This window comes from Pseudoclavibacter sp. 8L (assembly GCF_902506465.1).
Lineage (GTDB): Bacteria > Actinomycetota > Actinomycetes > Actinomycetales > Microbacteriaceae > Pseudoclavibacter.
Genome location: NZ_LR733186.1, coordinates 1,925,210 through 1,949,155 on the forward strand (window position 1 = coordinate 1,925,210; position 23,946 = coordinate 1,949,155).

Below are 23,946 nucleotides of genomic sequence, written 5' to 3' on the forward strand. Positions count from 1 at the left end.
CGCACGATCTCGAGGCCCCGGTCGCTCAGCCGTAGAGCTCCCGGTAGCGCCTCTGGGCGGCGGGGTGGAGCGCGATGGGCAGAGTGTCGATGAGGTTCGACGCGGTCAGGTACTGCACGCCGAGCGATCCTTCCGGCACGAGCTGCGCGGCGTCTCGGATGAGGACGTCGACGAGCGCCCTCGCCACGTGGTCCGGGAGGTCGGGCCGGGCGAGCAGGTAGTTGGAGACCCCGATCGCGGGCACCGCTTCGGCGCTCCCGTACGTGCTGGCAGGGACCGCCGTGAGCGTGTAGACGCCGGGATGCTCGAGTTCCAGGGCCGGGAGCGCATCGGTGAGGTCGACGAGTTCCACCGCGGTGTCGAGGTCCTGCACGGCGGGAAGCGGCAGCCCGCCCGACCAGAAGATCGCGTCGACGGTACCGGCTTCGAGGGCCGAGACTGCCTCGTCGAGGTACAGCTCGGAGATGACGCTCGCGCCCGGCCCCTCGAGGAGGCCCAGCGTGGCGAGGAGCCGCCGGGCGGTGAGCGCCGCACCGGATTGGGGCGCCCCGACCGAGACGCGCCGCCCGGCCAGGTCGCCGATGGCGCTGACGGGTCCGTCTGAGCGCACGAAGCACTGCAGGTAGTTCTGGTAGACGCGCCCGATCGCGACCTTGTTCTGCGCGTCGGTCGCCGCCGCGTCGGCGAGCACGATGGCGAGCTCGGCGTCGCGGGCCTGCAGGAGCTCCAGGTTCTCGACGCTGCCACCCGTCGTGACCACGTCGAGCCCCGTCGTGCCGTCTCGGCGAAGCGCTTCGCGGAGCAGCTCACCGAACTGCACGTAGGTCCCACCCTGCTCGCCGCAGGCCATGCGGATGCGAGGGGACGGCTGCCCGAGGGAGCACCCGGCGAGCGCGAGGGTCGCGGCGGCGGCCGAGGCCGCACCGGCGCCGAACAGCAGGCCGCGCCTCGTGAGGGTCACCACGTCCGCACCAGGCTGATGCGGGCGCGGAGCCCTCCTTCAGGGGCGCGGTCGTAGTCGACGGTGGCGCGGTTGGCGCGTGCCAGCTCCCCGACGATCGCGAGGCCGAGGCCGGTCCCCGGCAGGGATCGGTGGTTCGGCGAGCGCCAGAACCGCGTACCGAGCTGGACGAGCTCGTCCTCGTCGACGCCGGGTCCGTCGTCGCTGATCTCGAGCACCGCGCGTGGGCTGTCTACCTCGAACGCCTCGAACGCCTCGGGCGATTCGCTCCAGCCGTCGAGCGCACCGTCAGGCTCTCCTTCGGCTGGCGCCGCCGCGGACCGCCCGGAGCTGGGCGTCGCTACGAACCGGATCGTGACGGTCGCCCCCTCGCCCGCGTACTTCCGCGCGTTGTCGAGCATGGTCTCGACGATCTCTTCCAGGTCGCTCTTGCGACACGCAACCCTGATCTTGTCCTCGCCGTCGAATCGCAGCAGCATGCCCTCGTCGCGAAAGCGCTCCTCGTGGGGTGCCGTGAGCATGGCCGCCGAGGTGAGATGCTCTCGCGCGGCCCCGTCGGCGAAGCCCGTGCGCCTGCCGCTCGCCTCTGCCGTGGCGCGGTGCTCGGCATCGGCGAGCACCAGCATCCGGTCGACGACGTGCTCGAGACGGTCGAGGTCGCCGCCGACGGCTTCCAGCGCCGCCTCCTCCGCCTCGTCGCGCGGGAGGGCGTCGATGCGCAGGCGGATAGCGGCGAGCGGGTTGCGCAGCTGATGCGACGCCTCGGCGACGAACCCCCGCTGCTGCTCGAGCGCATCCTCGACTCCCCTCGACATACGCGCGAACGAGGAGGAGAGGCGCCTGAGCTCGAGGGGACCCGTTGCAGCCGCGAGGTCGGGCTCCCGCTGCTCGGCGAGGGCGTTCGCAGCCGCGTCCAGGGCACGAACGGGACGCAGCACCCAGCTGGTCCAGAACTGCGACGCGGCGAAGAGCAGCAGCAGGAGCAGCAGGCCCGCAAGCGCGACGAGCGCCCACCATCCGGTGATCTGCGCTTTCGCCTCCGCCTGGTTCACTTCGAGGACGACCGCCCCGGATGCGGCGCTCGCGCCGTTCGCGAACGGCTCGGCCACGAGGTGGGTGTCGTCGCTCCACGGGTAGATCGTCGATATGGAGCGCTGCGGCACCGTGCGTGACGCGGCGAGCACCAGCGACGCGACCTGCGGGTCCAGCTCGAGGCCGCCGACGGAGGACACGACCTGGCCCTCGCTGTCGACGACCATCGCCGCTTCGCCGTACGTCTCGGCGAAGCGCTCGAGGTAGCGCTCGAGGCCGGACGCGTCGTCGGCGGCCACCGCCGTCTCCGCGCGCTGCACGATCTGGTCCATCGAGGTGGCACGCTGCAGGGTGAGCTGCTGGGTGCGGTTCACGGCGATGCCCTCGCTCGCGGGGACGATGATGGCGATGACCGTGAGCAGTCCGAAGAGCATGAGGGGCAGCAGCACCTGCAGCTTCATCGCGCCGGCTTCGTCTCGAGCCGGTAGCCGAAGCCGCGGATCGTGGTGATGGCGACGGCGGGCAGCTTCTGGCGCAGCTGCGCGAGGTGCACGTCGAAGGAGCGCGAGGTGGCGGCGTAGGCGTCGCCCCACACCTGGTCGAGGAGCTCCTGCCTGCTCACGGCCCTGCCGAGCCGTTTCGCGAGAATCGAGAGCAGCTCGAACTCGGTCGGCGTGAGCGAGACCTCGGCCCCGCCGACGACGACTCGCCGCGAGAGCAGCTCGATCCTCGCGTCGCCGAGCTGCACCACCTCGGGCTCCGCGGCGGGCGCGCGACGACGGGCGACGGCGTCGATGCGGGCGAGCAGCTCGTGCATGCGAACGGGCTTCACGAGGTAGTCGTCGGCGCCGAGGCCGAGCGCTCGAACCGTCGAGCGCTCGTCGCCGCGGGCCGTGACGACGATGACGGGAACCTGGCTCACCTGGCGGAGCCGCCTGAGCACCTCCAGGCCGTCCATGTCCTCGAGTCCCAGGTCGAGGAGCACGAGCTCGACGTCTCGGTGCTGGAGGAGCACGTCGCTGCCGCGGGCGACCTGCACGCAGGCGTGATCGGCGCGGCCGAGCACGGCCGCGAGGGCGGCGGAGACGGACGCGTCATCCTCGGCGACGAGCACACGCATACCCCCAATGGTAGGCGCGGGCGGAGAAACGAGGTCCACGTAAAGGGAATGTAAGGATCCGCTCGCGCCCCTTGCCCGGTGCAGAGAGTTGTCCAGTACACCCACACCGAGGTGGGGCCACAGCTCCGCCTGCTGGCAGATGAAGATCAACGACGATGGAGAAGTCAATGACGACGACACAAGTGCCGGGCAGCCTGCGCCGCTCGGTTTCCAACACCCTGAAGGGCTCGGCCGGCAACCTCGTCGAGTGGTACGACGTCTACGTCTACTCGGTCTTCGCCTCGTACTTCGAGTTCCAGTTCTTCGACTCCGAGGACAAGAACTCGCAGATCTACATCTGGGCGATCTTCGCCGTCACGTTCCTCATGCGCCCCATCGGGGCCTGGTTCTTCGGCCGCTTCGCGGACCGCCACGGTCGCCGCCTCGCGCTCACGGTGTCGGTGTCGATCATGGCCGGATGCTCGTTTGTCATCGCCCTCACCCCCTCCGCTGCCGTCATCGGCGCCGGAGCCGCCATCATCCTCATCGTCTGCCGCCTCGTGCAGGGCTTCGCGACGGGCGGCGAGTACGGCACGAGCGCGACCTACATGTCGGAGGCGGCAATCCGCGGCCGCCGCGGCTTCCTCTCGTCGTTCCACTACGTGACCCTCGTCGGCGGCCACGTGCTCGCGCAGGCGACGCTCCTCATCATGGTGCTGGCCATGCCGACAGAGGCGATCTCCGAATGGGGCTGGCGCATCGCGTTCGCGATCGGCGGTGTCGCTGCGATCGTCGTCTTCTACCTGCGACGCACCATGGACGAGTCGCTCAGCGAGTCGGCGCTCGAGTCGGTCAAGGACGGCAAGTCGCGCTCCTCCGGCTCGATGAAGGAGCTCATCCTGCACCAGTGGCGCCCGCTGCTGCTCTGCTTCCTCATCACGATGGGCGGCACCGTCGCCTTCTACACGTACTCGGTCACGGGCCCGGGCATCGTGAAGAAGGCGTTCGCGGGCGACGACGTCGTGTCCGGCACGATCCTGAACCTCATCGCACTCACCGTGCTCATGCTGCTGCAGCCCATCGGCGGCTGGCTGTCCGACATCGTGGGCCGCAAGACGCTGCTCGTGTTCTTCGGCGCAGGCGGCGTGCTCTACACGTGGTTCCTGCTCACCTACCTGCCGCAGCAGACCAACGAGTTCGCGGCGTTCGGCATCCTCGTGGGCGGCTTCGTGATCCTCACCGGCTACACGTCGATCAACGCCGTCGTGAAGGCCGAGCTGTTCCCGACGCACATCCGCGCCCTCGGCGTCGGCTTCGGCTACGCCATGGCGAACTCCATCTTCGGCGGCACGGCGCCGCTCCTCTACACGGCAGCCGGCGAAGCGCAGCAGGTGCCGCTGTTCATCGTCTACGTCACCATCGCGATCGCCGCGTCGCTGGTCGTCTACGTCTTCTTCCTCCACAACAAGGGCGCGAACTGGCTCGACGACGAGAAGGCGATGCGGGCGAGGGACACGGACCGGGACGAGAAGCGCGAGGCGCGTCAGACCGCTGGCGCACGCTGAACCGCGCTGACTCCCCCGCTCATCCCCGCTGACCGCCGCTGAGGCGGAACGCACCCACACGGCGAATGCAGGCTCGTTTCCGAACGAGCCTGCATTCCTCGTCTGGCTGCGCCGCGGTGGAGGAGACGAGGCGGGGCGGAGGCGGGGCGCAACCGTGGCACAGGCCTGCCCGGGCGTTCACCTCCGAGCCGCGTTCCGGCAGCGGCAGGGATGGCAGGGCCCACGCGCAGGCTTCCACCGTCGCGCACCCGTACATTGACGGCATGACTTCCCGGATGCTCCCCCTTCGTTTCGGATCCCAGACGGTGCTCATCACGGGCGCGAGCTCGGGGCTCGGGGCGGAGTTCGCCCGCCAGCTCGCGTCTCGCGGCAGCGACCTCGTGCTCGTAGCCCGGCGCGAATCCAAGCTGGAGAGCCTCGCCGTCGAGCTGCGCGACCGGTTCGGCGTGACGGTGACGACGATCGCCGCCGATCTCGGCGACCCGGGCGCCGCGGCCGCACTCAGGACCGAGCTCGAGGGCCGCGGAGTGAGCGTGACGAGCCTCATCAACAACGCGGGGTTCGGCACGAGCGGCGGCTTCCACGAGGAGGACGCCGAGCGGGTGCGCGCCGAGATCGCCCTCAACGTCGCGGCGCTCGTCGACCTCACGCACACCTTCATCGCGCAGCTGCGCGCGGGCGACGGCTTCCTCGTCAACGTCGCGAGCGTCGCCGGCTACCAGCCCACGCCGGGCTTCGCCGTCTACGGGGCGACCAAAGCGTTCGTCCGCAGCTTCACCGAGGCGCTGTGGGCCGAGTCGGCGGGCACCGGGCTGCGCGTTCTCGCGCTCTCCCCCGGCCCCACCGCAACCGAGTTCTTCGAGGTCGCCGGCGAGGACATCGGCTCCGGCCTGCCGAAGATGACGGCCCGCAAGGTCGTCGGCCTCACGCTTCGCGAGCTCAAGAAGCCGAACCCGGGGCCCTCCGTCGTCCCCGGCCCGATCAACACGTCCCTGACGATCGCCTCGAGGCTGGTCCCGCGGAAGCTGCTGCTGCGTGCCATGAGCCGGGCGTCGCGCTCCCGCTGACGACGCGCCCCGCGCTCGGCTTAGCGCAGCAGCTCACCGATCTCGGCGAAGTGCTGGCTGTACCTGTCGACGAGCTTCCGCGCCACCCCGACCGAGTCGACGAGGGGGTGCACGGCGAAGCCGCGCCAGGCGAGCTCGCGGGAGCCGCGCGTCGCGGCTTCGATGACCAGCCGCTCGGCAGACTTCACCTGCACCATCAGCCCGAGCATCTCTCCTTCGACGGGCGCGACTGGCCACGGATGGACGCCATCGGCGTCAACGACGCAGCCGACCTCGACAACCGCGCCGTCGGGGAGCGCGGGCACGAGGGAGCCGTTGCGCACGTTCAGGATCATGGTGGCTGGCCGCCCGGAGGAGAGGGCCGCCATGAGGTCGAGCGCGACGCTCTCGTAGCCGCCGCCCGCGACGTCCTCGACCTCGCGCTCCTCCCCTTCCTCGCGGCTCTCGGCCATGTAGCTCGCCTCGCGCTCGTGGCGGGTGCGCATCCACGACTCGAAGGGGTCGGCGCCGGGGTTCGCGAAGAACTCGCCCTGCTGCGCGTCGAGGTACTCGCCCCTGGTCGCGTCCGCGGCACGGATGCTGGCGTTGGCCTCACGCGTGAACGAGTAGTAGTACAGGTACTCGTTGGGCAGGGCGCCGAGCGCCCGCACCCAGTCGAAGCCGAGCAGGCGCGCCTCCTCGATGCGCTGCAGCGACGTGTCGGACGCGAGCAGCTCCGGCAGGCGCTCGACGCCGTCGACCCGCAGCGAGCGCAGCCAGCCGAGGTGGTTCAAGCCGACGTAGTCGAAGGCCACCGCAGAGGGCTCGCCCCGACCCTCGGGGCCGACCGAGAGGCCAGCCCCGGCGACCGCCGCCGCGCGGCGCATGAGCCCGATCGGGGTGTCGCAGATGCCGACGACACGGTCGCCGAGCACGCCCCGCATCGCCTCGGTGACGATTCCGGCGGGGTTCGTGAAGTTGATCACCCAGGCATCGGGAGCGACCCGCTTGATGGTCTCGGCGAGCGAGACCATGAACGGGATCGTGCGCAGCGCATACGCGAGCCCCCCAGGCCCGACCGTCTCCTGGCCGAGCACCCCCAGCTCGAGGGCGATGCGCTCATCCGCGACCCTGCCGGCCGTGCCGCCCACGCGGACGGCGCTGAACACGAAGTCCGTGCCGCGCAGCGCCTCCTCGAGGTCGGTCGTGACGCTGATGCGCGGCGCGAAGCGCTTCTCGCTCGCGATGCGCTCGACGATGACGCGGATGATCGCCAGCCGCTCCGGCGACACGTCGTAGAGGCTCAGCTCGTCGATGCGCACGGGCGCCTCGTCGGAGGCCACCGCCTCGAACACCTGGGGGACGCGGAACCCTCCGCCTCCGATGATCGTGAGCTTCACGAGAACATCACCTCGACTTTCGCTGTCCGCAGCACGGCGAGCGTCGCCGGGTCCGCATGGTCTTCCGTGACGATCGCAGAGATGGCGGATGCGCCGCACACGCTCAGCAGACCGACCCCGGGGAACTTCGTCGCATCCGCCAGCACGACCGTGCGCTGCGAGGAGGCGATCATTGCGAGCTTCACGGGCACCTCGGTGCCGGTCGTATCGGAGATCGTGCCGTCTGCTCTGATGCCGCTCGTACCCAGGAAGCACACGGTCGCGCGGATCTGCGCGAGCGCCTGCTCGGTCAGCACCCCGACCATCGAGCTGTAGTTCTTCCGCACGACCCCGCCGAGCACGATGAGCTCGACGGCGTCGTCGTCACGAAGAGCGTCCACCACGGCGAGGCTCGAGGTGATGACGGTGATGCGTCGCCCGCGCAGCTGCCTCGCGAGCAGCGCCGTCGTGGTGCCGATGTCGATGAGGACGACGTCGCCGTCGCGGACGAGCGTGGCTGCCCGCGCCGCGATGGCGGTCTTCTGGGCGCTCTGGTGGGTCGCGACCTCGGCGAACGGCACCCGGTCGGGCTCGATGCCGCCACCACCGCGGACGCGGCGAAGCAGACCCTCGGCGCTGAGGGCGTTGAGGTCCCGCCGGACCGTCGACGGCGACACCCCGAACTCGACGGCGAGCTCCTCGACCGTGACCTGACCGTCCGCGCGCAGCGACTGCAGGATGCGAGCCTGACGCGTCGTGGTGAGCATGCGAGGCATCGTAGCAGTCACCAACGAGCACGTCGCAAGCACGAACGAGCGGGACTTGACGCACGAACGATCACCGCGCAGGATGTGTGAGCAACACCGCTGTTGCTACCGAGAGGAGCCGCGATGGCTTCGGCCCATCACGACACACCCCCGACCGACTCGGTCGATGGTGCGCGATTCGATGTGGTCCTCGCGGGCTCCGTCTTCTTCGACATCGTCTTCACCGACCTCCACGGCTCGCCGAGCGCGGGCACGGAGGTGTGGGCAGAAGGCATGGGCTCGACGCCTGGCGGCATCGCCAACCTCGCCGTCGCGGCCAGCCGCCTCGGGCTGACCACCTCGCTCGCCTCCGTCTTCGGCGACGACGTCTACGGCCGCTGGTGCTGGGAGCTGCTGGAGGAGCACGAGGGCATCGACCTCAGCCGTTCGCGGCGCTTCGAGAACTGGCACACCGCGGTCACGGTCTCCGTGGCGCAGGACGGCGACCGCAGCATGGTCACGCACGGACACCCGAGCCCCATCTCGAGCGACGCTCTCCTCAGCGACGGCGTCTCGAGCCGCACCGCGCTCGCCGAGCTCGGCGCCATGACGAGCCTCGAGCAGGAGCCGTGGTGGCTGCGCGCGGCGGCGCACGGCACCCGGATCTTCGCCGACGTGGGCTGGGACGACACGGGTGTGTGGGACCGAGCCGTGCTCGAGCCCCTGTCATCCTGCTACGCCTTCATGCCGAACGAGCGGGAGGCCGTCGAGTACACGCGCACCAGCTCGCCCCTCGCAGCGGCCCGCGCCCTCGCCGAGCACGTGCCCATCGTCGTCGTGACCTGCGGCAAGGACGGTGCCATCGGCATCGACTCCGCGACGGGTCAAGAGGTCCGCGTTCCTGCTGTGCCCGTCCGCGCCCTCGACGCGACCGGCGCCGGGGACGTGTTCGGCGCATCCTTCGTGCTCGGCTCCCTGCGCGACTGGCCGCTCGAGCGGCGCCTCCAGTTCTCGGCGCTCTGCTCGGCCCTCGCCGTGCAGCAGTTCGGCGGCTCGCTCGCGGCCCCCGGCTGGGGCGACATCGCCGACTGGTGGGATGCGACGCGAGCCTCGGGAGACGCCGAGCTCACCGAGCGCTACGGCTTCCTGCAGGACGTGCTGCCGTCGGAGCGCCCCGGCGCGGTCCGCCGCGCGGAGGCCACGTTCCGCCTCGTCGACCACTTCCCCGGAGTCTGACCGGCGCGCCAGAGCCGACCCAGCCGGGCTGTCGGCACCGCATCCGCGACAATTGACCGCTGGTCCCCCATCGCACGAAACGCACCCTCAGCGAAAGAAGGAAGCCGAACATGAACGAGAAGCATCGGAGAACCGCGGCGGTCGCCGGCGGGTTGGCACTCGCGCTCGCCCTCGCAGGATGCGCGCCCGGCACGGGCCAGCAGGCCGCCCCCGATGCCTCCACGGCGGAGATCAGCACGGACATCTCACAGGTCGGCGACGTCACGCTGACCGTCTGGGACCAGGAGGTGCGAGGCGGGCAGAACGAGCAGATCGAGCAGCTGAACGCGGCGTTCGAGGAGAAATACCCGAACGTCACGATCGAGCGCAACTCGCAGGCCTTCGACGACCTCGCGACGACGCTGCGCCTCGCGCTGACCGACGAGAACGCGCCGGACGTCGTGCAGGCCAACAACGGCCGCAACACGATGGGGGCGTTCGTCGAGGCCGGGCAGCTGCGCGCGCTCGACGACTACGCAGAGGCCTACGGCTGGTTCGACCGCTACCAGGAGTCGATCCTCCAGTACTCGACGTACAGTGAGGACGCCAAGGTCTTCGGAGACGGCAACCTCTACGGCCTGCCACAGGTCGGCGAGGTCGTTGGCATCTTCTACTCGAAGGCGAAGCTCGCGTCGCTCGGCGTCGAGGTGCCGGGAACGTGGCCCGAGTTCGAGGCGGCGCTCGCGACGGCGAAGGCCGCAGGCGAGACGCCCATGCAGCTCGGCAACATCGAGCAGTGGCCGGCGGGCCACGTGTTCGGCCCGCTCCAGGGCGAGTACGTGGATGCGGAGACCATCACGAACCTCGGGCTCGGCAACCCTGGCGCGAGCTGGACCACTCCGGAGAACGTCGAGGCGGCGACCGCCCTCAAGGGCTGGGTCGACGACGGCTACTTCAACACGGGTGTGAACGGCACCGACTACGACGCGGCCTGGCAGGCGCTCGCTGAGGGCAACGGCGTGTTCCTCATCGGCGGCTCGTGGCTCGCGGCCGACCTCGAGGCGAGCATGGGCGATGACCTCGGCTTCTTCGTCCCGAAGACCAGCGAGGGGGCGCTTGCGACGACCGGAGGCACTGGACTCCCGTTCGCGATGACCTCCGCGGCAGACAACACGGACGTCGCGGCCGCCTACATCGACTTCCTGACGAGCGACGAGGCTATGCAGATCCTTGCCGACACCGGCAACCTGCCCGTCAACAACTCGGCTGAGCTCGCGCCGGAGTCCGGCGTCTTCGCCGACATCTACGGGGCGTTCGGCGAGGTCACCGAGTCTGGCAGCGTGCTCCCGTACCTGGACTACGCGACGCCGACCTTCGGCGACACCATCGGCCAGTCCCTGCAGGGGCTCATCGACGGGCAGCTGACGCCGGAGCAGTTCACCGAGACCCTCGAGACCGACTACGCCGACTTCATCGCCGCGAATGAGTAGCCTGCGCCCGGTGGCGCCCGCGCAGCCCGAGCGACGCCCCGAATGACGAACTCGAGCGCGACGGCGCGCGAGCGCCGCCCGGCGAAGGGTGCCCGCCGCGGCACTCCCGCCTGGGTGCCGTTCGCGTACCTCGCGCCCGCGTTCCTCCTGTACGGCACGTTCCTGCTGTTCCCGCTCGGCCGGGCCGTGCAGTTCTCGTTCTTCGAGTGGGACGGGCTGGGCGCATCCACGTTCGTGGGGTTCGACAACTACGTGCAGATCGTGCAGGACGAGCGACTGCGGGAGGCGTTCGGGCACGCGTTCGTGCTGATCTTCTTCTACTCGATCCTGCCGCTCGCGGTGGGCCTCATGCTCGCCGCGATCCTCACGCGGGCGCGGGTGCGGGGGCTCGGCTTCTTCCGCACGCTCATCTTCCTGCCGCAGGTCATCGCGATGGTCGTCGTCGCGGTCACGTGGCGGCAGATCTACGCGCCGGACGGCCCCCTCAACGGCCTGCTGCGCCTCGTCGGGCTGGAGAGCTGGACGCGAGCGTGGCTCGGCGACTACACCTTCACGCTGCCGGCCGTCGGCCTCATCGGCTCGTGGGTGTCGCTCGGGCTCGTGACCGTGCTGCTTATGGCAGGGATGAGCCGCGTGCCGAAGGAGCTCTACGAGGCGGCCAGGCTCGACGGCGCGGGCCCTGTGCGCGAGTTCTTCTCGATCACGCTGCCCTCCGTGCGGGGCGAGATCACGGTGGCGCTGACGCTCACGATCGTCGCAGCGCTCAAGACCTTCGACCTCATCTACGTCACCACGAGCGGCGGCCCTGGCACGTCCACGACGGTGCCGAGCTTCGAGGTGTACCGGCGGGCGTTCGAGCTCGGCGAGGTCGGGGCCGCCACGGCCGTGGGCGCCGTGCTCACCCTCATCGTGTTCGCCATCAACTTCGTCGTGAACCGGATCGGAGACCGCGCGTGAACGTCTCCGTGTTCGAGAAGGTCGCCAACTACCTGATCCTGGGCGTCTTCGGGCTGGTCATCCTCGGCCCGATCAGCGTCATCGTCACGCTCGCATTCGGGCCAGAGAACGCGAGCGTCGCGCAGGAAGGGCGCATCTTCCACTGGGAGAACTTCCCCACGGCGTGGGAGGTCGCGCGGTTCGGACAGTACATGCTGACCTCGGTCGTCGTCGCCGTGATCGTGGTCGTCGTCGCGGTGCTCGCGTCGATCCTCGCGGGCTACGCGCTCGGCACCATGAAGTTCCGCGGCGCGACGCCCATCTTCTACCTCTTCCTGCTCGGCATCATGGTGCCGACCGAGGCGTTCATCGTGCCCCTGTACTTCGACCTGCGCACCGTGGGCCTCACGAACACGGTGTGGGGCGTGGCGTTCCCGCAGATCGCCATGTCGATCGCGTTCGGCACGTTCTGGATGCGCACCTACTTCCGCTCCTCCAGCCAGGCGCTCATCGACGCGGCCAAGCTCGATGGGGCTGGCTCCATGCGCATCCTGTGGCAGGTGCTCGTCCCCATCGGCCGGCCAGCCATCCTGACGCTCGTGCTGCTGACGTTCATGTGGACCTGGAACGAGTTCCTCATCCCCCTCGTCATGTCGCCGAACGGCAGCGTGCGCACCGCGCCCCTGGGCCTGGCCTTCTTCCAGGGGCAGTACACGCAGGGCACCGCGCTGCTCGCGGCGGGCGCCATCATGGTCGCGCTGCCCGTCGTCGTGCTCTACATCTTCCTGCAGCGGCACTTCATCCAGGGGATGCTCGAGGGGGCGGTCAGGGAGTAGCTGGCCTGCGTGCTCCTGGCACGGCCCGAGTGGGCTCGCCGGTGTAGTCGGCGAGGAGGGGTGGGGGCAGCGGCCCCTTGATGCGCTGCCCCGCCTGCTTCTCCTCCCACGCGTGGGCGAGGATCCCCACGGAGCGGGAGAGCACGAACAGGCCCCGCGCGAGTTCCGGCTCGACGCCGAGTTCCGCGTAGACGATCGCGGAGATGCCGTCGATGTTCATGGGGATGCGTCGCTCCCCCCGTTCGAGGGCCCGCTCCACTGCGAGCCCGGCGGCAAGGTGCCTCCCGGAGATGTCCCCCGCGGCGAGCGCGTCCTCCACGAGCTGCAGCAGCGGGTCGCGTCGTGGGTCTCTGGGGTGGAAGCGGTGCCCGAAGCCCGGCACGAACACGCCGCGGCTCTTGTGGTCGGCGATCGCCTCGCGGGCGAGCTGATCCAGCGGTACGCCCTCGGTCTCGTGCCGTTCGACGAGGTCGTTCAGCAGCTGCACGCACTGCTGGCCCGCGCCGCCGTGCGTATCCCCGAGGACGTTCACGCCGTTGGCGACGGCTGAGTTGAGGCCGACGCCGCACGTGGCGGCCATGCGTGCGCTCGCGATGGAGGGCGCCTGCGGGCCGTGATCGACGCTCGCGACGAGGGTCGCCTCGAGGAGGTTCGAGACCGTCGCGCTCGGCAGGCTCCCCGTCGTGAGCAGCCAGATCGTGCTCACGAAGCCGACGTTGCCGATGACCTGCTCGATCGGATACCCCCGGAGCTCGATCTCCCCCGGGGCGATCCGGGTCACGCTTGTGCTCCACCACGCCGTGGTGTCGGCGACGGTGGGCTGGTCGGCGCGACTGGCGCTGCTGGTCATACGGCTCGCTCCTCGTGGAATGCTCGGATCTGCGCGGCGTCGTAACCGAGCTCGCGCAGGATCTCGTCGGTGTGCTGCCCGAGACCTGGAGGCGGCACGGTTGGTGCGCTCGGGCGGTCGTCGAGGCGGATGCCGTTGCCCAGCACCCGCAGCGTCTCCCCCTCTCGTCCCGGGAACGGGAGGTCGTGCACGAGCTCACGGTCGATGATCTGCGGGCTCTCGAGCATCTCGGGAACCGTGAGCACCGCTGCCGCAGGCACTCCTGCCGCCGAGAGCCGCTCCTCCCAGTAGGCCGTGTCCTCAGCGCCGAGGGCCGCTTCGATCTCGTCCGTGAGCTCGGCCCTGAAGCGCTTGCGGTCCTCCCGGTCGCGGAAGCGGGCATCCGCCGCGAGCTCCGGGCGCCCGATGACCCGCGTGAGGGCTTCGAACTGCTCCTGCTTGTTCGCCGCGATGTTGAGCGCCCCGCTTGCTGTCTGGAAGGTGCCGGACGGCGCGGCAGTGCCGTTGTCATTGCCGAGCGCTCGGGGCACCTGGCCTGCCACGAGGTGGTTGGAGACGACCCAGCCCATGGCGGTCACGGCGGTCTCCAGCATCGACACGTCGATGCTGGATCCCTCGCCCGTGCGCTCGCGCCCGTGGAGTGCTGAGGTGATGGCGAACGCGGCCGCGAGCCCGCCGAGCGTGTCGGCGATGGGGTAGCCGGTTCGGAGCGGGGAGGTCTCCGGCGTGCCGGTGACGCTCATCATGCCCGAGCCGCCCTGGATGATCTGGTCGTACGCGGGCTTGGATCGGAGCGGCCCCGTCTGCCCGAATCCGGAGATCGCGCAGTACACGAGGCGTGGGTTGATGGCGCGCAGCTCCTCCCAGCCGAAGCCGAGACGGGCGAGCACCCCAGGTCGGAAGTTCTCGCACAGCACGTCGGCCTCGGCGACCAGGCGGCGCATGACCTCCTTGCCCCCGTCGGACTTCAGGTCGAGGGTGATCGATCGCTTCTGGGCGTTCTGCGCCAGGAACGAGACCCCCATCAGCTCGCTGTTCAGCTCTGAGTCCGACCCGAGGCGCCGTGCGAGGTCTCCCCCATTCGGTACCTCGACCTTGATGACCTCGGCCCCCATGAGGGCCAGCTGGTAGCACGCGTACGGCCCGGCAAGGACGTTGGTCATGTCGAGCACGCGCACCCCCGCGAGGGGGCCCGATGTCTTATCCGTCAAACCGTGACTTCCTTTCTGGTGGCGAGCTTCGCGCGGATGACGCGCACGATGACAAACGCCACTGTGATGGCGAGAACGGAGTAGAGGGTGATAGTGATGGGGCTGTCGATCAGCACGCTCGGGTCGCCCTCGCTAACCGCCATCGCGCGGCGGAACTCCGTCTCGGCGAGCGGCCCGAGGATGATCGCGATGAGCATCGGGGCGACCGGCAGCCCGTAGCGCCGCATCGTGAAGCCGATGAGGCCGATGACGACGACGAGCACGAGGTCGAGGATCTTGCCGCTCGTGGCGTAGACGCCGAGCATCGCGAAGAGCGTGATGCTCGCGTAGAGGTAGTGGCGCGGGATCTTGAGCAGCTTCGCCCAGAGCGGCGCGAAGGGCAGGTTCAGGATGAGGAGCACGACCATGCCGATGAAGAAGCTCGCGAGGAGCGCCCAGACGAGCTCGCTCGACCGCTCGAAGAGCAGCGGCCCTGGCTGCAGGCCGTACTGCCGGAAGGCGGCGAGCAGGATAGCGGCGGTCGCCGAGGTCGGCAGTCCGAGCGCGAGCAGCGCGCCCATCGCGGTTCCGGCGGTCGCGTTGCCAGCGGCCTCCGGGCCTGCGACGCCCTGGATGGCACCGAGGCCGAACATTGGCTTCTTCCGGCGCTTGTCGAGCCTGCGCTCGGTTCCGTAGGCGAGGAACGTGGGCACCTCGGCGCCGCCGACGGGGATGATGCCGAACGGAATCCCGATCGCAGTGCCGCGGAGCCATGCGGGCATCGCCTGGCGCAGCTCGCGCAGGGACAGCCAGAGGCGCCCCTTCGATTGGATGAGACCCGTGTCGTCGGAGTAGCCGCGTCGGCCGGCGACCGCGAAGACCTCGCCGAGGGCCAGCAGCCCGACGGTGATGACGACGATGTCGATGCCGTCGAACAGCTCCGGGATGCCCGCCGTGTAGCGGGAGGCCCCCGAGATGGAGTCGATGCCGACGACCGAGATCGCGAGGCCGAGCACGAGGGCGGCGAGGCCGCGGATGATCGACTGCGTCACGACGGCGGAGATGGCGATGAAGGCGAACACGGCGAGCGCGAGGTACTCGGCAGGGCCGAACAGGGTCGCGAGCTCGGCGAGGCGAGGCGCGAAGAACACCACGAGGATCGACGCGAGGATGCCGCCGATGAACGCTCCGATGGCCGACGTCGCCAGCGCCTGCGCCGCGCGACCGTTCTTGGCCATGATGTGGCCCTCGATGGAGCCCGCGATGGCCGTGCTGTTGCCCGGGGTGTTCATGAGGATGCCGGCGATGGAGTCGCCGAAGAGCCCGCCGAAGAGGACACCCGCGAACATGATGAACGCGCCGATGGGGTCGAGGGAGAAGGTGACGGGGAGCAGGAGGGCGACGGCCATCGCGGACCCGAGGCCAGGGAGGACGCCGACGGCGGTGCCGAGCACTGCGCCGATGAGCACCCACAGCATGTTGATGGGGGTGAGGACCGTCAGGAACCCCTCCCCGAGATTGGCGAGCGTATCCATCAGAGGACTCCTACGAAGATGCCGGGGGGCAGGTTGAGGCCCAGCCCGATCGAGAACGCGATCTGCACGATGGAGGACATCGCGAGGGCGAGGAAGATGTCGAAGAACGGGCGCCGGCTTCCGAGCGCCCGGGAGATGCCCCAGAAGAGGAAGGCTCCGGAGAGCAGCCAGCCGAGCGGGGTGAGCGCCGCGATGAACACGATGGTCGTGCCGAGGGCGCCGAGGAGCGAGCGCACATTGGTGCGGGGGCGGATGTGCTCGGCCTGCAGTTCGCGGTCCTGGGCGACGGCGAGCTCGTCGAGGTCGTAGTCGGGATCCTCCTCGATCACTCGCCGCTCTCCGCGCAGCTCGGCCTGGTCGGGTTCGGCGACCCGTTCCGGCTCCGGATTGCGGATCACGTCGATGGCCAGCAGCACCGCGATCACGAACACCGCGACCGTGACGATGGCCGGGAAGACCTGCGGCCCGGGCTGCGAGACGTTGCCGGGAACGTCCATGGTGATCGTGCCGATGGCGAGGCCGATACCGGTCAGCGTGAGGATGCCTGGCACGACGAGGCCCGTTCGGCGACGCCACCAGCCTGGCCTTGAAGTGGTGTCGTGCTGCGTCCACGCGGAGGTGGGGATGACGCCGGTCATAGTCCGAGCTCCTCGATGATCTGGTCGACTCTCGCCTGGTCTTCCTCGATGAACGCGGCGAAGTCGTCTCCCGTGAGGAGGGCCGGCTCCCAGCTGTTCCGCTCGAGGGTGTCCTGCCACTCCGGCGTCGCGGCCATCTCCTCGAAGATGGCGACGAGCTGGTCTCGTTCGGCGTCGGTGATGCCGGGAGGCGCGACGATGCCTCGCCAGTTCGGGAGGTGCACGTCGACGCCCTGGTCGATGAGCGTCGGGACGTCGATGCCATCGATCGGCTCCTCAGCGGAGACGGCGAGGGCACGGAGGTTGCCCGCCTCGATCTGGTCGCTGAATTCGTTGTAGCCGCTGACCCCGATCGCGACGGTGTTGGAGAGCAGCGACGTGAGCACTTCTCCGCCTCCCGCGTAGGAGACGTAGTTGATGTCGCCCGGGTCGATGCCGGCTTCCTCGGCGACGAGCCCGGCGAGGAGGTGGTCGGTCCCGCCGACGCCTCCCCCGCCGATCGCGACGGAGTGCGGGTTCTGCTTCCAGTCGGCGATGAAGTCGTCGAGCGTCTCGTATGGCGAGTTCGCGGGGACGATGAAGACCTCGTAGTCCTCGGCGAGGCGCGCGATGGGGGTCGTGTCCGACAGGTCGACGGTCGACTTGTTGACGTTGATGGCGCCCATCATGACCGTGCCGGTCATCATGAGGTTGGTCGGGTCGGCGCCGAGGCCGACGAACTGGGAGAGGCCGATCGTGCCGCCAGCTCCTGGCACGTTGACGACCTGCACGTTGTTCACGATGCCGCCGGCCCGGAGCGCCTGCTGCGATTCCCTGGCCGCGAGATCCCAGCCGCCGCCCGGGGCGGAGGGCGACATGAAGGTCAGTTTGGTGCTGGGGTCGGTCCCCGTCGTCGATTGGCTCGCGTCGAACGCGGCCACTCCGACGAGCACCATGGTCGCGGCGATGCCCACCGCGCCCATGAGCTTCCGTTTTGCTGTCACGATCACTCCCTTGTGATTGACTGTCCACAGAGCGGACATATCTGTCCACCAGATGGTACGTTAGTGTGACCGGGCAAGCAAACGATCCGAAGCCGGAGACCCCATGACAAGCGCCGACGACGCACCAGCCCAGCGGTCAGAACCGGGCGGCATCCGCGCCGTGAGCCGAGCCCTCGATGTCCTCGACTGCTTCGAGAACGAAGGCCAGTCGCTCGCCATCGCCGACATCGTCCGCCGCTGCGAGCTCCCGCGAACGACCGTGCTGCGCCTCGTCGACACCCTGGTGGGCGAGCGGATGCTGCAACTCCTCCCCGACGGACGCGTGAGCGTTGGCCCCCGCATGATCCGCTGGGGAGCATTCGCGAAGGCAGCCTGGTCGGCTCCGGCCCCCACACTTGAGCGCCTCCGCGAGCTCGCCGAGCAGACGGGCGAGACAGTGAGCCTCTACGTCCGCCGCGACCTCAAGCGCGTCGCCATCGCCCAGGCCCCCGGGCGACACACCATCCGCCACGTGGTCCAGGTCGGCGACGAGCTCCCGATCTGGCTGGGCGCCGCATCCACGACGCTCCTCAGCGGCGAACGCCCGGAGATGCTCGACGCCGTGCTCGCGAAGCTTGACGCGGACCGGGCGATCGACGTCGACACCGCCGCCCTCCGGCGCAGGGTCGACGAGATCCGCGAGCAGGGCTGGGGACTCAGCCACGGCGAGCGGGAGTCCGGCAACAGCGGCCTGGCGATGCTCGTCCCCGAGAACCCCGAGCGACCGCACCTGCAGCCCGTCGTCGTCGTGCTCGGCGGGCCCACCGCGAGATTCGTCGACGCGCGCATCCCCGAGTTCGTCGACGCGCTGCGCGCCTGCGTGCGCGACGTGCCGCGCACCGGGCTGCCCCCGGCACTCGAGTGAGCCGGCGGCGCGGCCGAAGACGGCCAGCGCCCCAGCAGAGCTGGACCAAGGACCTTGAGCAGGACCTTGACCAAGACCTTGAGCAGGACTGTGAACCGACGAAGGAGACGGTGCGATGAGCGCAACGGTGTTCGTGACGGCCCCTCGGCTCGGCGAGTCGGGGGTGCGCGCCCTCGCCGAATCCGGCAGCAGGGTGATCTACCTGCCGGAAGGTGGCGGGCGCGCTGAGGTCGAGGAGATCCTGGCGCGCGAGGCGGTCGACGCCGTCATCTCCCGCACCGTCGAGCTGTCGGCCGAGGCGATCGAGTCGTGCCCGTCGCTTCGAGTCATCACGAAGCACGGCGTCGGCGTCGGCAACATCGACGTCGAAGCCGCGACTCGGCGCGGCATCCCAGTGCTCACCACGCCGGGGGCGAACGCCCAGTCCGTTGCCGAGCTCACGATCGCGCTCATGTTCACCGCCGCCCGCCGGGTGTCCTGGATGGACGCGGAGATCCGGCAGGGCCGCTGGAGCCGAGCGCAGGATGGACGGCAGCTAGCGGGCGCCACGCTCGGCCTCGTCGGAGCAGGCCAGATCGGGCAGCGGGTCGCCCGCACCGCGGCCGCGACGGGCATGCGCGTGCTCGCCTTCGATCCCGGGCTCGGCCTCGACGCCCCCTCCCCCGAGCTCACGATGGTCGGCAGCCTCGAGGAGTTGCTCGGCCAGGCCGACGTGCTGAGCCTCCACGTGCCACTCAGCGAGCGCACGCGCGGCCTCATCGGGGCCGCCCAGCTCGCCCTGCTGCCGGCAGACGCCATCGTGCTGAACACGGCCCGGGGAGAGATCGTCGACGAGCCAGCCCTCGTCGACGCACTCCGCAGCGGACGGCTCTTCGCCGCGGGCCTCGACACCACCTGGGCTGAGCCCATCGAGCCGGGCAACCCGCTGCTCACCTGCCCGAACGTCGTCATCACGCCGCATGTCGGCGGCTCGACCCCGGCGGCGCTCGAGGCCATGGCCCTGGCGGCCGCACGCAATGTCCTCGGCTACCTCGACGGCGCCATCCCTGACGTGCGCTCCTGCGTGAACCCCACCACCCTCTCGGCCGAACGGAGCACCGCATGACCCAGCAGGACCCCACCGAAGCCCCCGCCTGGCCGACCGGCTACTTCATCGGCGAGCGCGCGCCAGAGCTGCCAGCGGCGCTGATCGACGCGTTCCGCGCCATCCCGGTCGCCGTCGCCGGTGACTGCCTCGGACGCTCCGTGGGAGCGGTCGGACTCACCGCCTACCACGGCGACGCTCCCCTCTCGGGGCAGGCCGTGACCGTCAAGATCCGACCGGGCGACAACCTCATGATCCACAAGGCCATGATGGATGCCCACCCCGGCGATGTCATCGTGATCGAGGGCGGCGGCGACCTCAGCCAGGCGGTCATCGGCGGGCTCATCCGCACGACCGCGCTCGCGAAGGGCCTCGGCGGCTTCGTCCTCGACGGAGCCCTGCGCGACGTCGCCGAGTGGCGGGAGGGCGGCATGCCCGCCTACGCCCTCGGGCACACGCACCGCGGCCCCACGAAGGACGGCCCCGGCCAGATCAACGTGCCCGTCTCGATAGCCGGCCTCGTCGTGAACCCGGGCGACCTCATCCTCGGCGACCTCGACGGGGTGCTCGCCGTCTCGGCGCAGCGCGCGGAGTCGCTGCTGCACGACGCGCGTCGGCACCTGGAGCGGGAGGCACGCATCCGCAAGCACAACGAGGACGGCACCTCCGACCCCGAACGGTTCAACGCGCTCCTGCGCCAGAAGGGCCTCCCCGTCTGACCCGGTGCGCCGCCGACCGCCCGCGAGTGTGGCTTGTCAAGCGTCGCGGCCTCCCATGCGCGCCCGCGTACAGTGATCCGTCGGTCGCCGCGGCACTCCTGATCCGCGGCAGAAGAGAGGCTCCCCCCGTGCGACGGTTCGACTGTGATGTGTGCGAGAACGAGGTCTTCTTCGACTCGGTGTCCTGCGAGCGATGCGCGTCCAAGCTTGGCTACGTGCTCGGCCTCGACGACGTCCTCGTCGAAGGGGGCACAGCCGCGGAGGATGCCGGCCTGCGGCGGTGCAGCAACGCCGAGCTCGCCGGATGCACGTGGTTGACCGCGCAGGCCGGCGGGCTCTGCGAGAGCTGCCAGCTCACCCGCACCCGTCCCAGCGACGCCGATGCGAAGGGCCTGCGCCTCTTCCCGATCGCGGAGGAGTCGAAGCGGCACCTGGTGCGCGACCTCACGCGCCTCGGGTTCGCGACGCGCCCCAAGGAGAGCGGCGAGCCCGCCACGGTCGGCCAGACGCCCGTCTTCGACCTGCTGTCGAGCGTGTCGGAAAGCGTCACGATCGGCCACGCCAACGGCGTCATCACGATCGACCTCGCGGAGGGCGACGACAGCTACCGTGAGCAGGTCCGGCAGCGACTCGCCGAGCCGTACCGCACCATGCTGGGGCACTTCCGCCACGAGAGCGGCCACTACTACGAGTGGCAGCTCGTCGAGCAGACGTCCCGCATCGACGAGGCCAGGGAGCTGTTCGGCGACGAGCGCGCCGACTACCAGGCCGAGATCGACCGCCACTACGAGGAGGGCCCGCCGGCGAACTGGCGCAGCGACTACCTCAGCAGCTACGCGACGATGCACCCGTACGAGGACTTCGCGGAGACCTGGGCACACTACCTGCACATCCAGGACACCCTCGAGACGGCCGTCGCCTTCGAGCTGCTGCCCGCGCCAGAGCCGGGCGCGTCCGCCCGTGACGTGGTCGTCGACAGCTGGATGCCGTTCGCGACCGCCATGAATGTCGTCAACCGCTCGCTCGGGCAGCGCGACCTCTACCCGTTTGTCCTACCGGACAAGGTCATCGAGAAGCTCGCGTTCGTGCACTCGCTGCGCGAACCCGCGAGCACCTCGGGCTCGGCCGACTGACGCATCCGCCGCCGCCGTCGACGCCGCCGCCGCCGATAACGCCGACGCCGATAGCGCCGACGCCGAATGGGTCACTTTCACCCCATTTCAGAGGCCGCCACGGGGTGAAAGCGACCTATTCGGCGACGATCGCGGCGTGCGGGTGGGCATTCGAAGACCCTGCCGAGCAGGTCCGTGTCCTCGCGAGCGCGCCGAGCCCAGGCCCGGACGGCCTCATCGGCACTCATCGGCGCGCATCGGCGCGCATCGACGCACCTCGACGCACCTCGAAGTGAGCGCCGAGTCGTGTCGTTTCAGCTACGCGGCGCTCAGCGGGTGATGGCGAGCTGGCCGATCGCGGTCACGGGGGCGACGCGGCCGTCGGACAGCTCGTACTGGCAGCCGACGATGCTCAGCGCGCCGCTCGCGACGGCGTCGCTGATGACGCGCGAGCTGCGCACGAGCGAGTTGATGGTCGAGTACAGGTGGCGGCGACCGACGGCTTCCACGTCGATCTGCGCCTCGTCGACGTACGGGGTCGACTGGTCGCTCGTGAACCACTCCTCCTGCACGGAGGGCTGGATGCGCGCGAGCTCGTCCTTGATGGCGGGCGTCACGTCGCGGGGGTGCGCCGTGGTCTGGTTGATGGCGGCCTTCACCGCGCCGCAGGAGCCGTGCGCGAGCACCACGATGAGGGCCACGCCGAGCTCGGCGACGGCGAACTCCATGGTCGCGGTCGTGTTCTCGTTCGCGATCTGCCCCATGTTGCGGGCGACGAAGAGGTCGCCGAGGCCGCAGTCGAAGAGGATCTCGGCGGCGACACGCGAGTCGGAGCAGCCGAGGAACGCGGCGTTCGGCGCCTGACTGCCCGAGATCTCGGTGCGCCGCGCCGCGCTCTGCTGCGGGTGGAGGAGGTCACCCTTGATGAAGCGCTCATTGCCCTGGACGAGGTCGTCCCACGCTTCCTGGGGAGTGACTCTTGCTGCCGTCATCGTTGCTCCTTCGTGCTGAAACCTGTGACTGCCGACGCGCATCCGGTGCCGGATGCACGTGCCCCGTTCGAGGGTGCGGCGCCGTCCAAGCGTACTCACCCTCGAGCCGTCCCTCTGCGCCGACTGGGACGCCCGGCGTCGACGCTCCGCACCGGATTCGATCACGAAGGTCCGCAGCCGGCCTGAAAATGTGAGAACGTCAGTTCCCAAGATCAGGGTTGATGGGAGGTGGCGCATGCGACGAGGACACAACCTGCTGGCCGTCGGCGAATACAACCAGGCCGTCATCCTCGACTTCATCCGCCGGGCCCCGGACGGGGTGAGCCGCGTCGAGGTCGCCCAGGCCAGCGGTCTCTCGGCCCAGACCGTGTCGAACGTCACCCGCCGCCTCATCGACGGGGGCCTCGTCCGGGAGGGCGAGCGCCTCATCACCGGGCCGGGCAAACCCCGCACCAGGCTGCGCCTCGACGCGACGAGCCGCTACGCCGTCGGCGTGCACCTCGACCCGACCGTCATCACCTACGCGGTCCTCGACCTCGCGGGTGCCGTCGTCGTCGACCACCGCACGCGCACCCCCACCGAGCCGGACCCCGGCGTCGTCATCGCCGACATGACGAGGGAGATCGCCGCGATCCTCGCACGCGCCGGGATCCCCCGCGACCGGGTGCTCGGCGTGGGGATCGCTGCCCCCGGCCCGCTCGACTCGGCGCGTGGCGTTGTGCTCGACCCGCCCATGCTCGACGGCTGGGAGTCGGTGCCGCTGCGCGACGCCCTCAGCGAGGCCACGGGGTTCCCCGTGGTGCTCGAGAAGGACGTCACCGCCGCGGCCGTCGCCGAGCTCTGGCTCGACTCCGGCCCCCGCCGCGACAACTTCGCGTTCCTCTACTACGGCACCGGCATCGGCATCGGTCTCGTCGTCAACCACGAGGTGCTCCGCGGCGCGAGCGACAACGCCGGCGACCTCGGACACATCATGGTGCAGGCGGATGGCCCCGTCTGCTCGTGCGGTCGCCGCGGCTGCGTCGGCGAGCTCGTCGTCCCGCACCGCCTCGTGAAGCACGCCATCCGCATCGGCGCGCTCCCCGGCGAGGAGAGCGTCGACCGGTCCGACTTCGACGAGGTCGACCGGCTCTTCACGGAGTTCGCGGCGGCCGCCGTCCGCGGCGAGCCCCGCTCGATGGAGGTCATCGAGGCGGCGGCGACGCAGATCGCGCGCGCCCTCGTGAGCCTCATCAACCTGCTCGACATCGACACCGTCGTCTGCGGCGGGCCCTTCTGGCGGCGCATCGAGCCAGCCCTGCGCTCACGCATCGAGGAGCTCGTCAACGCTGACGCGGCCCTCATCCCCCACCACCCGATCTTCGTCCCGAACTCGACGATCGGCGAGGACGTCGCCGCCGTCGGCGCCGGCTGCCTCGTGCTCGACCAGACCCTCGCACCCCACACGTCAGCGCTCCTGATCTCGCGCTGAGCGCTGCCGGGTTGCTCCCCGGACGCAGGTCCGGCGCAGGCACCGGCCTCATGCCCCGAGGCCGTTCACCCGTGCCGTCGTCCGTGCGGTCAGCCTGCCGTCAGCCGTGCCGTGAACCCTCCCAGCCCCGGCCGCCGCGTGGCGGCAAGAAGCTCTTGACATG

The 23,946-nt window shown here is 70.1% G+C and carries 23 protein-coding genes; 12 read left to right on the forward strand and 11 right to left on the reverse strand.

Annotated elements, in window-relative coordinates; genetic code table 11:
* Positions 1–25: 25 nt before the first annotated feature.
* From GV007_RS15760 to GV007_RS15770, 3 genes are read right to left on the reverse strand one after another with little or no spacing between them, the layout of a single operon-like run.
* Positions 26–964 (reverse strand): TAXI family TRAP transporter solute-binding subunit, encoded by a 939-nt coding sequence (locus tag GV007_RS15760; RefSeq protein WP_160074042.1) that lies wholly within the window; start codon positions 962–964, stop codon positions 26–28.
* On the reverse strand, positions 958–2,454 hold the full coding sequence (locus tag GV007_RS15765) for a sensor histidine kinase (protein ID WP_160074044.1): 1,497 nt from the start codon (positions 2,452–2,454) through the stop codon (positions 958–960). The genes GV007_RS15760 and GV007_RS15765 overlap by 7 nt, the downstream gene beginning before the upstream one ends.
* A complete protein-coding gene (locus tag GV007_RS15770) occupies positions 2,451–3,113 on the reverse strand; it encodes a response regulator transcription factor (RefSeq protein WP_160074046.1) in 663 nt (220 codons plus the stop codon). Before GV007_RS15770 ends, GV007_RS15765 begins: the two co-directional genes overlap by 4 nt.
* 167 nt (positions 3,114–3,280) lie before the next feature.
* Between GV007_RS15770 and GV007_RS15775 the strand changes: the two genes are divergently transcribed.
* On the forward strand, positions 3,281–4,657 hold the full coding sequence (locus tag GV007_RS15775; RefSeq protein WP_236558539.1) for an MFS transporter: 1,377 nt from the start codon (positions 3,281–3,283) through the stop codon (positions 4,655–4,657).
* Positions 4,658–4,920: 263 nt separating this feature from the next.
* Positions 4,921–5,724 (forward strand): SDR family NAD(P)-dependent oxidoreductase, encoded by an 804-nt coding sequence (locus GV007_RS15780; RefSeq protein WP_236558541.1) that lies wholly within the window; start codon positions 4,921–4,923, stop codon positions 5,722–5,724.
* A gap of 20 nt (positions 5,725–5,744) precedes the next feature.
* On the opposite strand, the gene GV007_RS15785 is transcribed toward GV007_RS15780, so the two are convergent.
* Both GV007_RS15785 and GV007_RS15790 read right to left on the reverse strand, forming a co-directional pair.
* A complete protein-coding gene (locus GV007_RS15785) occupies positions 5,745–7,103 on the reverse strand; it encodes a 6-phospho-beta-glucosidase (RefSeq protein WP_160074048.1) in 1,359 nt (452 codons plus the stop codon).
* Complete coding sequence (locus tag GV007_RS15790; RefSeq protein WP_160074050.1) at positions 7,100–7,849, reverse strand: DeoR/GlpR family DNA-binding transcription regulator; 750 nt, start codon at positions 7,847–7,849, stop codon at positions 7,100–7,102. The genes GV007_RS15785 and GV007_RS15790 overlap by 4 nt, the downstream gene beginning before the upstream one ends.
* A gap of 123 nt (positions 7,850–7,972) precedes the next feature.
* Here GV007_RS15790 and GV007_RS15795 point away from each other — a divergent pair, with 123 nt between their 5' ends.
* The 4 genes from GV007_RS15795 to GV007_RS15810 all read left to right on the forward strand — a co-directional run bounded on the left by GV007_RS15795 (position 7,973) and on the right by GV007_RS15810 (position 12,305).
* Positions 7,973–9,064 (forward strand): PfkB family carbohydrate kinase, encoded by a 1,092-nt coding sequence (locus tag GV007_RS15795; RefSeq protein ID WP_160074052.1) that lies wholly within the window; start codon positions 7,973–7,975, stop codon positions 9,062–9,064.
* Positions 9,065–9,174: 110 nt separating this feature from the next.
* Positions 9,175–10,533, forward strand: a complete 1,359-nt coding sequence (locus GV007_RS15800) for an ABC transporter substrate-binding protein (protein WP_160074054.1) — start codon at positions 9,175–9,177, stop codon at positions 10,531–10,533.
* A 42-nt stretch (positions 10,534–10,575) separates the two neighbouring features.
* Positions 10,576–11,490, forward strand: coding sequence for a carbohydrate ABC transporter permease (locus GV007_RS15805; RefSeq protein WP_160074055.1), 915 nt, complete (start codon positions 10,576–10,578; stop codon positions 11,488–11,490).
* Positions 11,487–12,305 (forward strand): carbohydrate ABC transporter permease, encoded by an 819-nt coding sequence (locus GV007_RS15810; RefSeq protein WP_160074056.1) that lies wholly within the window; start codon positions 11,487–11,489, stop codon positions 12,303–12,305. The genes GV007_RS15805 and GV007_RS15810 overlap by 4 nt, the downstream gene beginning before the upstream one ends.
* Here the strand turns inward: GV007_RS15810 and GV007_RS15815 are convergent.
* Genes GV007_RS15815 through GV007_RS15835 form a run of 5 tightly spaced genes read right to left on the reverse strand, consistent with a single transcriptional unit; the run spans position 12,295 to position 17,501 of the window.
* On the reverse strand, positions 12,295–13,155 hold the full coding sequence (locus GV007_RS15815) for a citryl-CoA lyase (protein WP_160074057.1): 861 nt from the start codon (positions 13,153–13,155) through the stop codon (positions 12,295–12,297). The two genes, GV007_RS15810 and GV007_RS15815, sit on opposite strands and share 11 nt — an antisense overlap.
* Positions 13,152–14,366, reverse strand: coding sequence for a CaiB/BaiF CoA transferase family protein (locus GV007_RS15820; RefSeq protein WP_236558543.1), 1,215 nt, complete (start codon positions 14,364–14,366; stop codon positions 13,152–13,154). The genes GV007_RS15815 and GV007_RS15820 overlap by 4 nt, the downstream gene beginning before the upstream one ends.
* The gene (locus tag GV007_RS15825; RefSeq protein ID WP_104240575.1) at positions 14,363–15,880 is read right to left on the reverse strand and encodes a tripartite tricarboxylate transporter permease; all 1,518 of its coding nucleotides are present in this window, start codon (positions 15,878–15,880) and stop codon (positions 14,363–14,365) included. Before GV007_RS15825 ends, GV007_RS15820 begins: the two co-directional genes overlap by 4 nt.
* Positions 15,880–16,518, reverse strand: coding sequence for a tripartite tricarboxylate transporter TctB family protein (locus tag GV007_RS15830; RefSeq protein ID WP_160074058.1), 639 nt, complete (start codon positions 16,516–16,518; stop codon positions 15,880–15,882). Before GV007_RS15830 ends, GV007_RS15825 begins: the two co-directional genes overlap by 1 nt.
* Positions 16,515–17,501 carry a Bug family tripartite tricarboxylate transporter substrate binding protein gene (locus tag GV007_RS15835; protein WP_236558545.1) on the reverse strand — a complete coding sequence of 329 codons (987 nt, stop codon included), beginning with the start codon at positions 17,499–17,501 and terminating at the stop codon, positions 16,515–16,517. Before GV007_RS15835 ends, GV007_RS15830 begins: the two co-directional genes overlap by 4 nt.
* 103 nt (positions 17,502–17,604) lie before the next feature.
* Here GV007_RS15835 and GV007_RS15840 point away from each other — a divergent pair, with 103 nt between their 5' ends.
* The 5 genes from GV007_RS15840 (at position 17,605) to GV007_RS15860 (ending at position 21,616) form a co-directional block, all read left to right on the forward strand.
* Positions 17,605–18,405, forward strand: coding sequence for an IclR family transcriptional regulator (locus GV007_RS15840; RefSeq protein WP_160074060.1), 801 nt, complete (start codon positions 17,605–17,607; stop codon positions 18,403–18,405).
* 115 nt (positions 18,406–18,520) lie between these two features.
* Positions 18,521–19,510, forward strand: a complete 990-nt coding sequence (locus GV007_RS15845; protein WP_160074062.1) for a hydroxyacid dehydrogenase — start codon at positions 18,521–18,523, stop codon at positions 19,508–19,510.
* Positions 19,507–20,208 (forward strand): RraA family protein, encoded by a 702-nt coding sequence (locus GV007_RS15850; protein ID WP_160074064.1) that lies wholly within the window; start codon positions 19,507–19,509, stop codon positions 20,206–20,208. The genes GV007_RS15845 and GV007_RS15850 overlap by 4 nt, the downstream gene beginning before the upstream one ends.
* 128 nt (positions 20,209–20,336) lie before the next feature.
* Positions 20,337–21,341 carry a zinc-binding metallopeptidase family protein gene (locus GV007_RS15855; RefSeq protein WP_160074066.1) on the forward strand — a complete coding sequence of 335 codons (1,005 nt, stop codon included), beginning with the start codon at positions 20,337–20,339 and terminating at the stop codon, positions 21,339–21,341.
* Positions 21,342–21,445: 104 nt separating this feature from the next.
* On the forward strand, positions 21,446–21,616 hold the full coding sequence (locus GV007_RS15860; RefSeq protein WP_160074068.1) for a hypothetical protein: 171 nt from the start codon (positions 21,446–21,448) through the stop codon (positions 21,614–21,616).
* Between the two features lie 33 nt (positions 21,617–21,649).
* Here GV007_RS15860 and GV007_RS15865 read toward each other — a convergent pair whose 3' ends face one another.
* On the reverse strand, positions 21,650–22,312 hold the full coding sequence (locus tag GV007_RS15865; protein ID WP_104240568.1) for a carbonic anhydrase: 663 nt from the start codon (positions 22,310–22,312) through the stop codon (positions 21,650–21,652).
* A gap of 235 nt (positions 22,313–22,547) precedes the next feature.
* On the opposite strand from GV007_RS15865, the gene GV007_RS15870 reads away from it, so the two are divergent.
* Positions 22,548–23,783, forward strand: coding sequence for an ROK family transcriptional regulator (locus GV007_RS15870; RefSeq protein WP_160074070.1), 1,236 nt, complete (start codon positions 22,548–22,550; stop codon positions 23,781–23,783).
* The last annotated feature ends 163 nt before the right edge of the window (positions 23,784–23,946 follow it).

Bases quoted from the DNA above. Each gene is read 5' to 3' on its own strand.
- GV007_RS15800 (WP_160074054.1), top strand. From the start codon at position 9,175: ATGAACGAGAAGCATCGGAGAACCGCGGCGGTCGCCGGCGGGTTGGCA.
- GV007_RS15850 (WP_160074064.1), top strand. From the start codon at position 19,507: ATGACCCAGCAGGACCCCACCGAAGCCCCCGCCTGGCCGACCGGCTAC.
- GV007_RS15830 (WP_160074058.1), bottom strand. From the start codon at position 16,518: ATGACCGGCGTCATCCCCACCTCCGCGTGGACGCAGCACGACACCACT.
- GV007_RS15805 (WP_160074055.1), top strand. From the start codon at position 10,576: ATGACGAACTCGAGCGCGACGGCGCGCGAGCGCCGCCCGGCGAAGGGT.
- GV007_RS15825 (WP_104240575.1), bottom strand. From the start codon at position 15,880: ATGGATACGCTCGCCAATCTCGGGGAGGGGTTCCTGACGGTCCTCACC.
- GV007_RS15790 (WP_160074050.1), bottom strand. From the start codon at position 7,849: ATGCTCACCACGACGCGTCAGGCTCGCATCCTGCAGTCGCTGCGCGCG.
- GV007_RS15845 (WP_160074062.1), top strand. From the start codon at position 18,521: ATGAGCGCAACGGTGTTCGTGACGGCCCCTCGGCTCGGCGAGTCGGGG.
- GV007_RS15775 (WP_236558539.1), top strand. From the start codon at position 3,281: ATGACGACGACACAAGTGCCGGGCAGCCTGCGCCGCTCGGTTTCCAAC.
- GV007_RS15870 (WP_160074070.1), top strand. From the start codon at position 22,548: ATGCGACGAGGACACAACCTGCTGGCCGTCGGCGAATACAACCAGGCC.
- GV007_RS15865 (WP_104240568.1), bottom strand. From the start codon at position 22,312: ATGACGGCAGCAAGAGTCACTCCCCAGGAAGCGTGGGACGACCTCGTC.
- GV007_RS15795 (WP_160074052.1), top strand. From the start codon at position 7,973: ATGGCTTCGGCCCATCACGACACACCCCCGACCGACTCGGTCGATGGT.
- GV007_RS15815 (WP_160074057.1), bottom strand. From the start codon at position 13,155: ATGACCAGCAGCGCCAGTCGCGCCGACCAGCCCACCGTCGCCGACACC.
- GV007_RS15780 (WP_236558541.1), top strand. From the start codon at position 4,921: ATGACTTCCCGGATGCTCCCCCTTCGTTTCGGATCCCAGACGGTGCTC.
- GV007_RS15840 (WP_160074060.1), top strand. From the start codon at position 17,605: ATGACAAGCGCCGACGACGCACCAGCCCAGCGGTCAGAACCGGGCGGC.
- GV007_RS15765 (WP_160074044.1), bottom strand. From the start codon at position 2,454: ATGAAGCTGCAGGTGCTGCTGCCCCTCATGCTCTTCGGACTGCTCACG.
- GV007_RS15770 (WP_160074046.1), bottom strand. From the start codon at position 3,113: ATGCGTGTGCTCGTCGCCGAGGATGACGCGTCCGTCTCCGCCGCCCTC.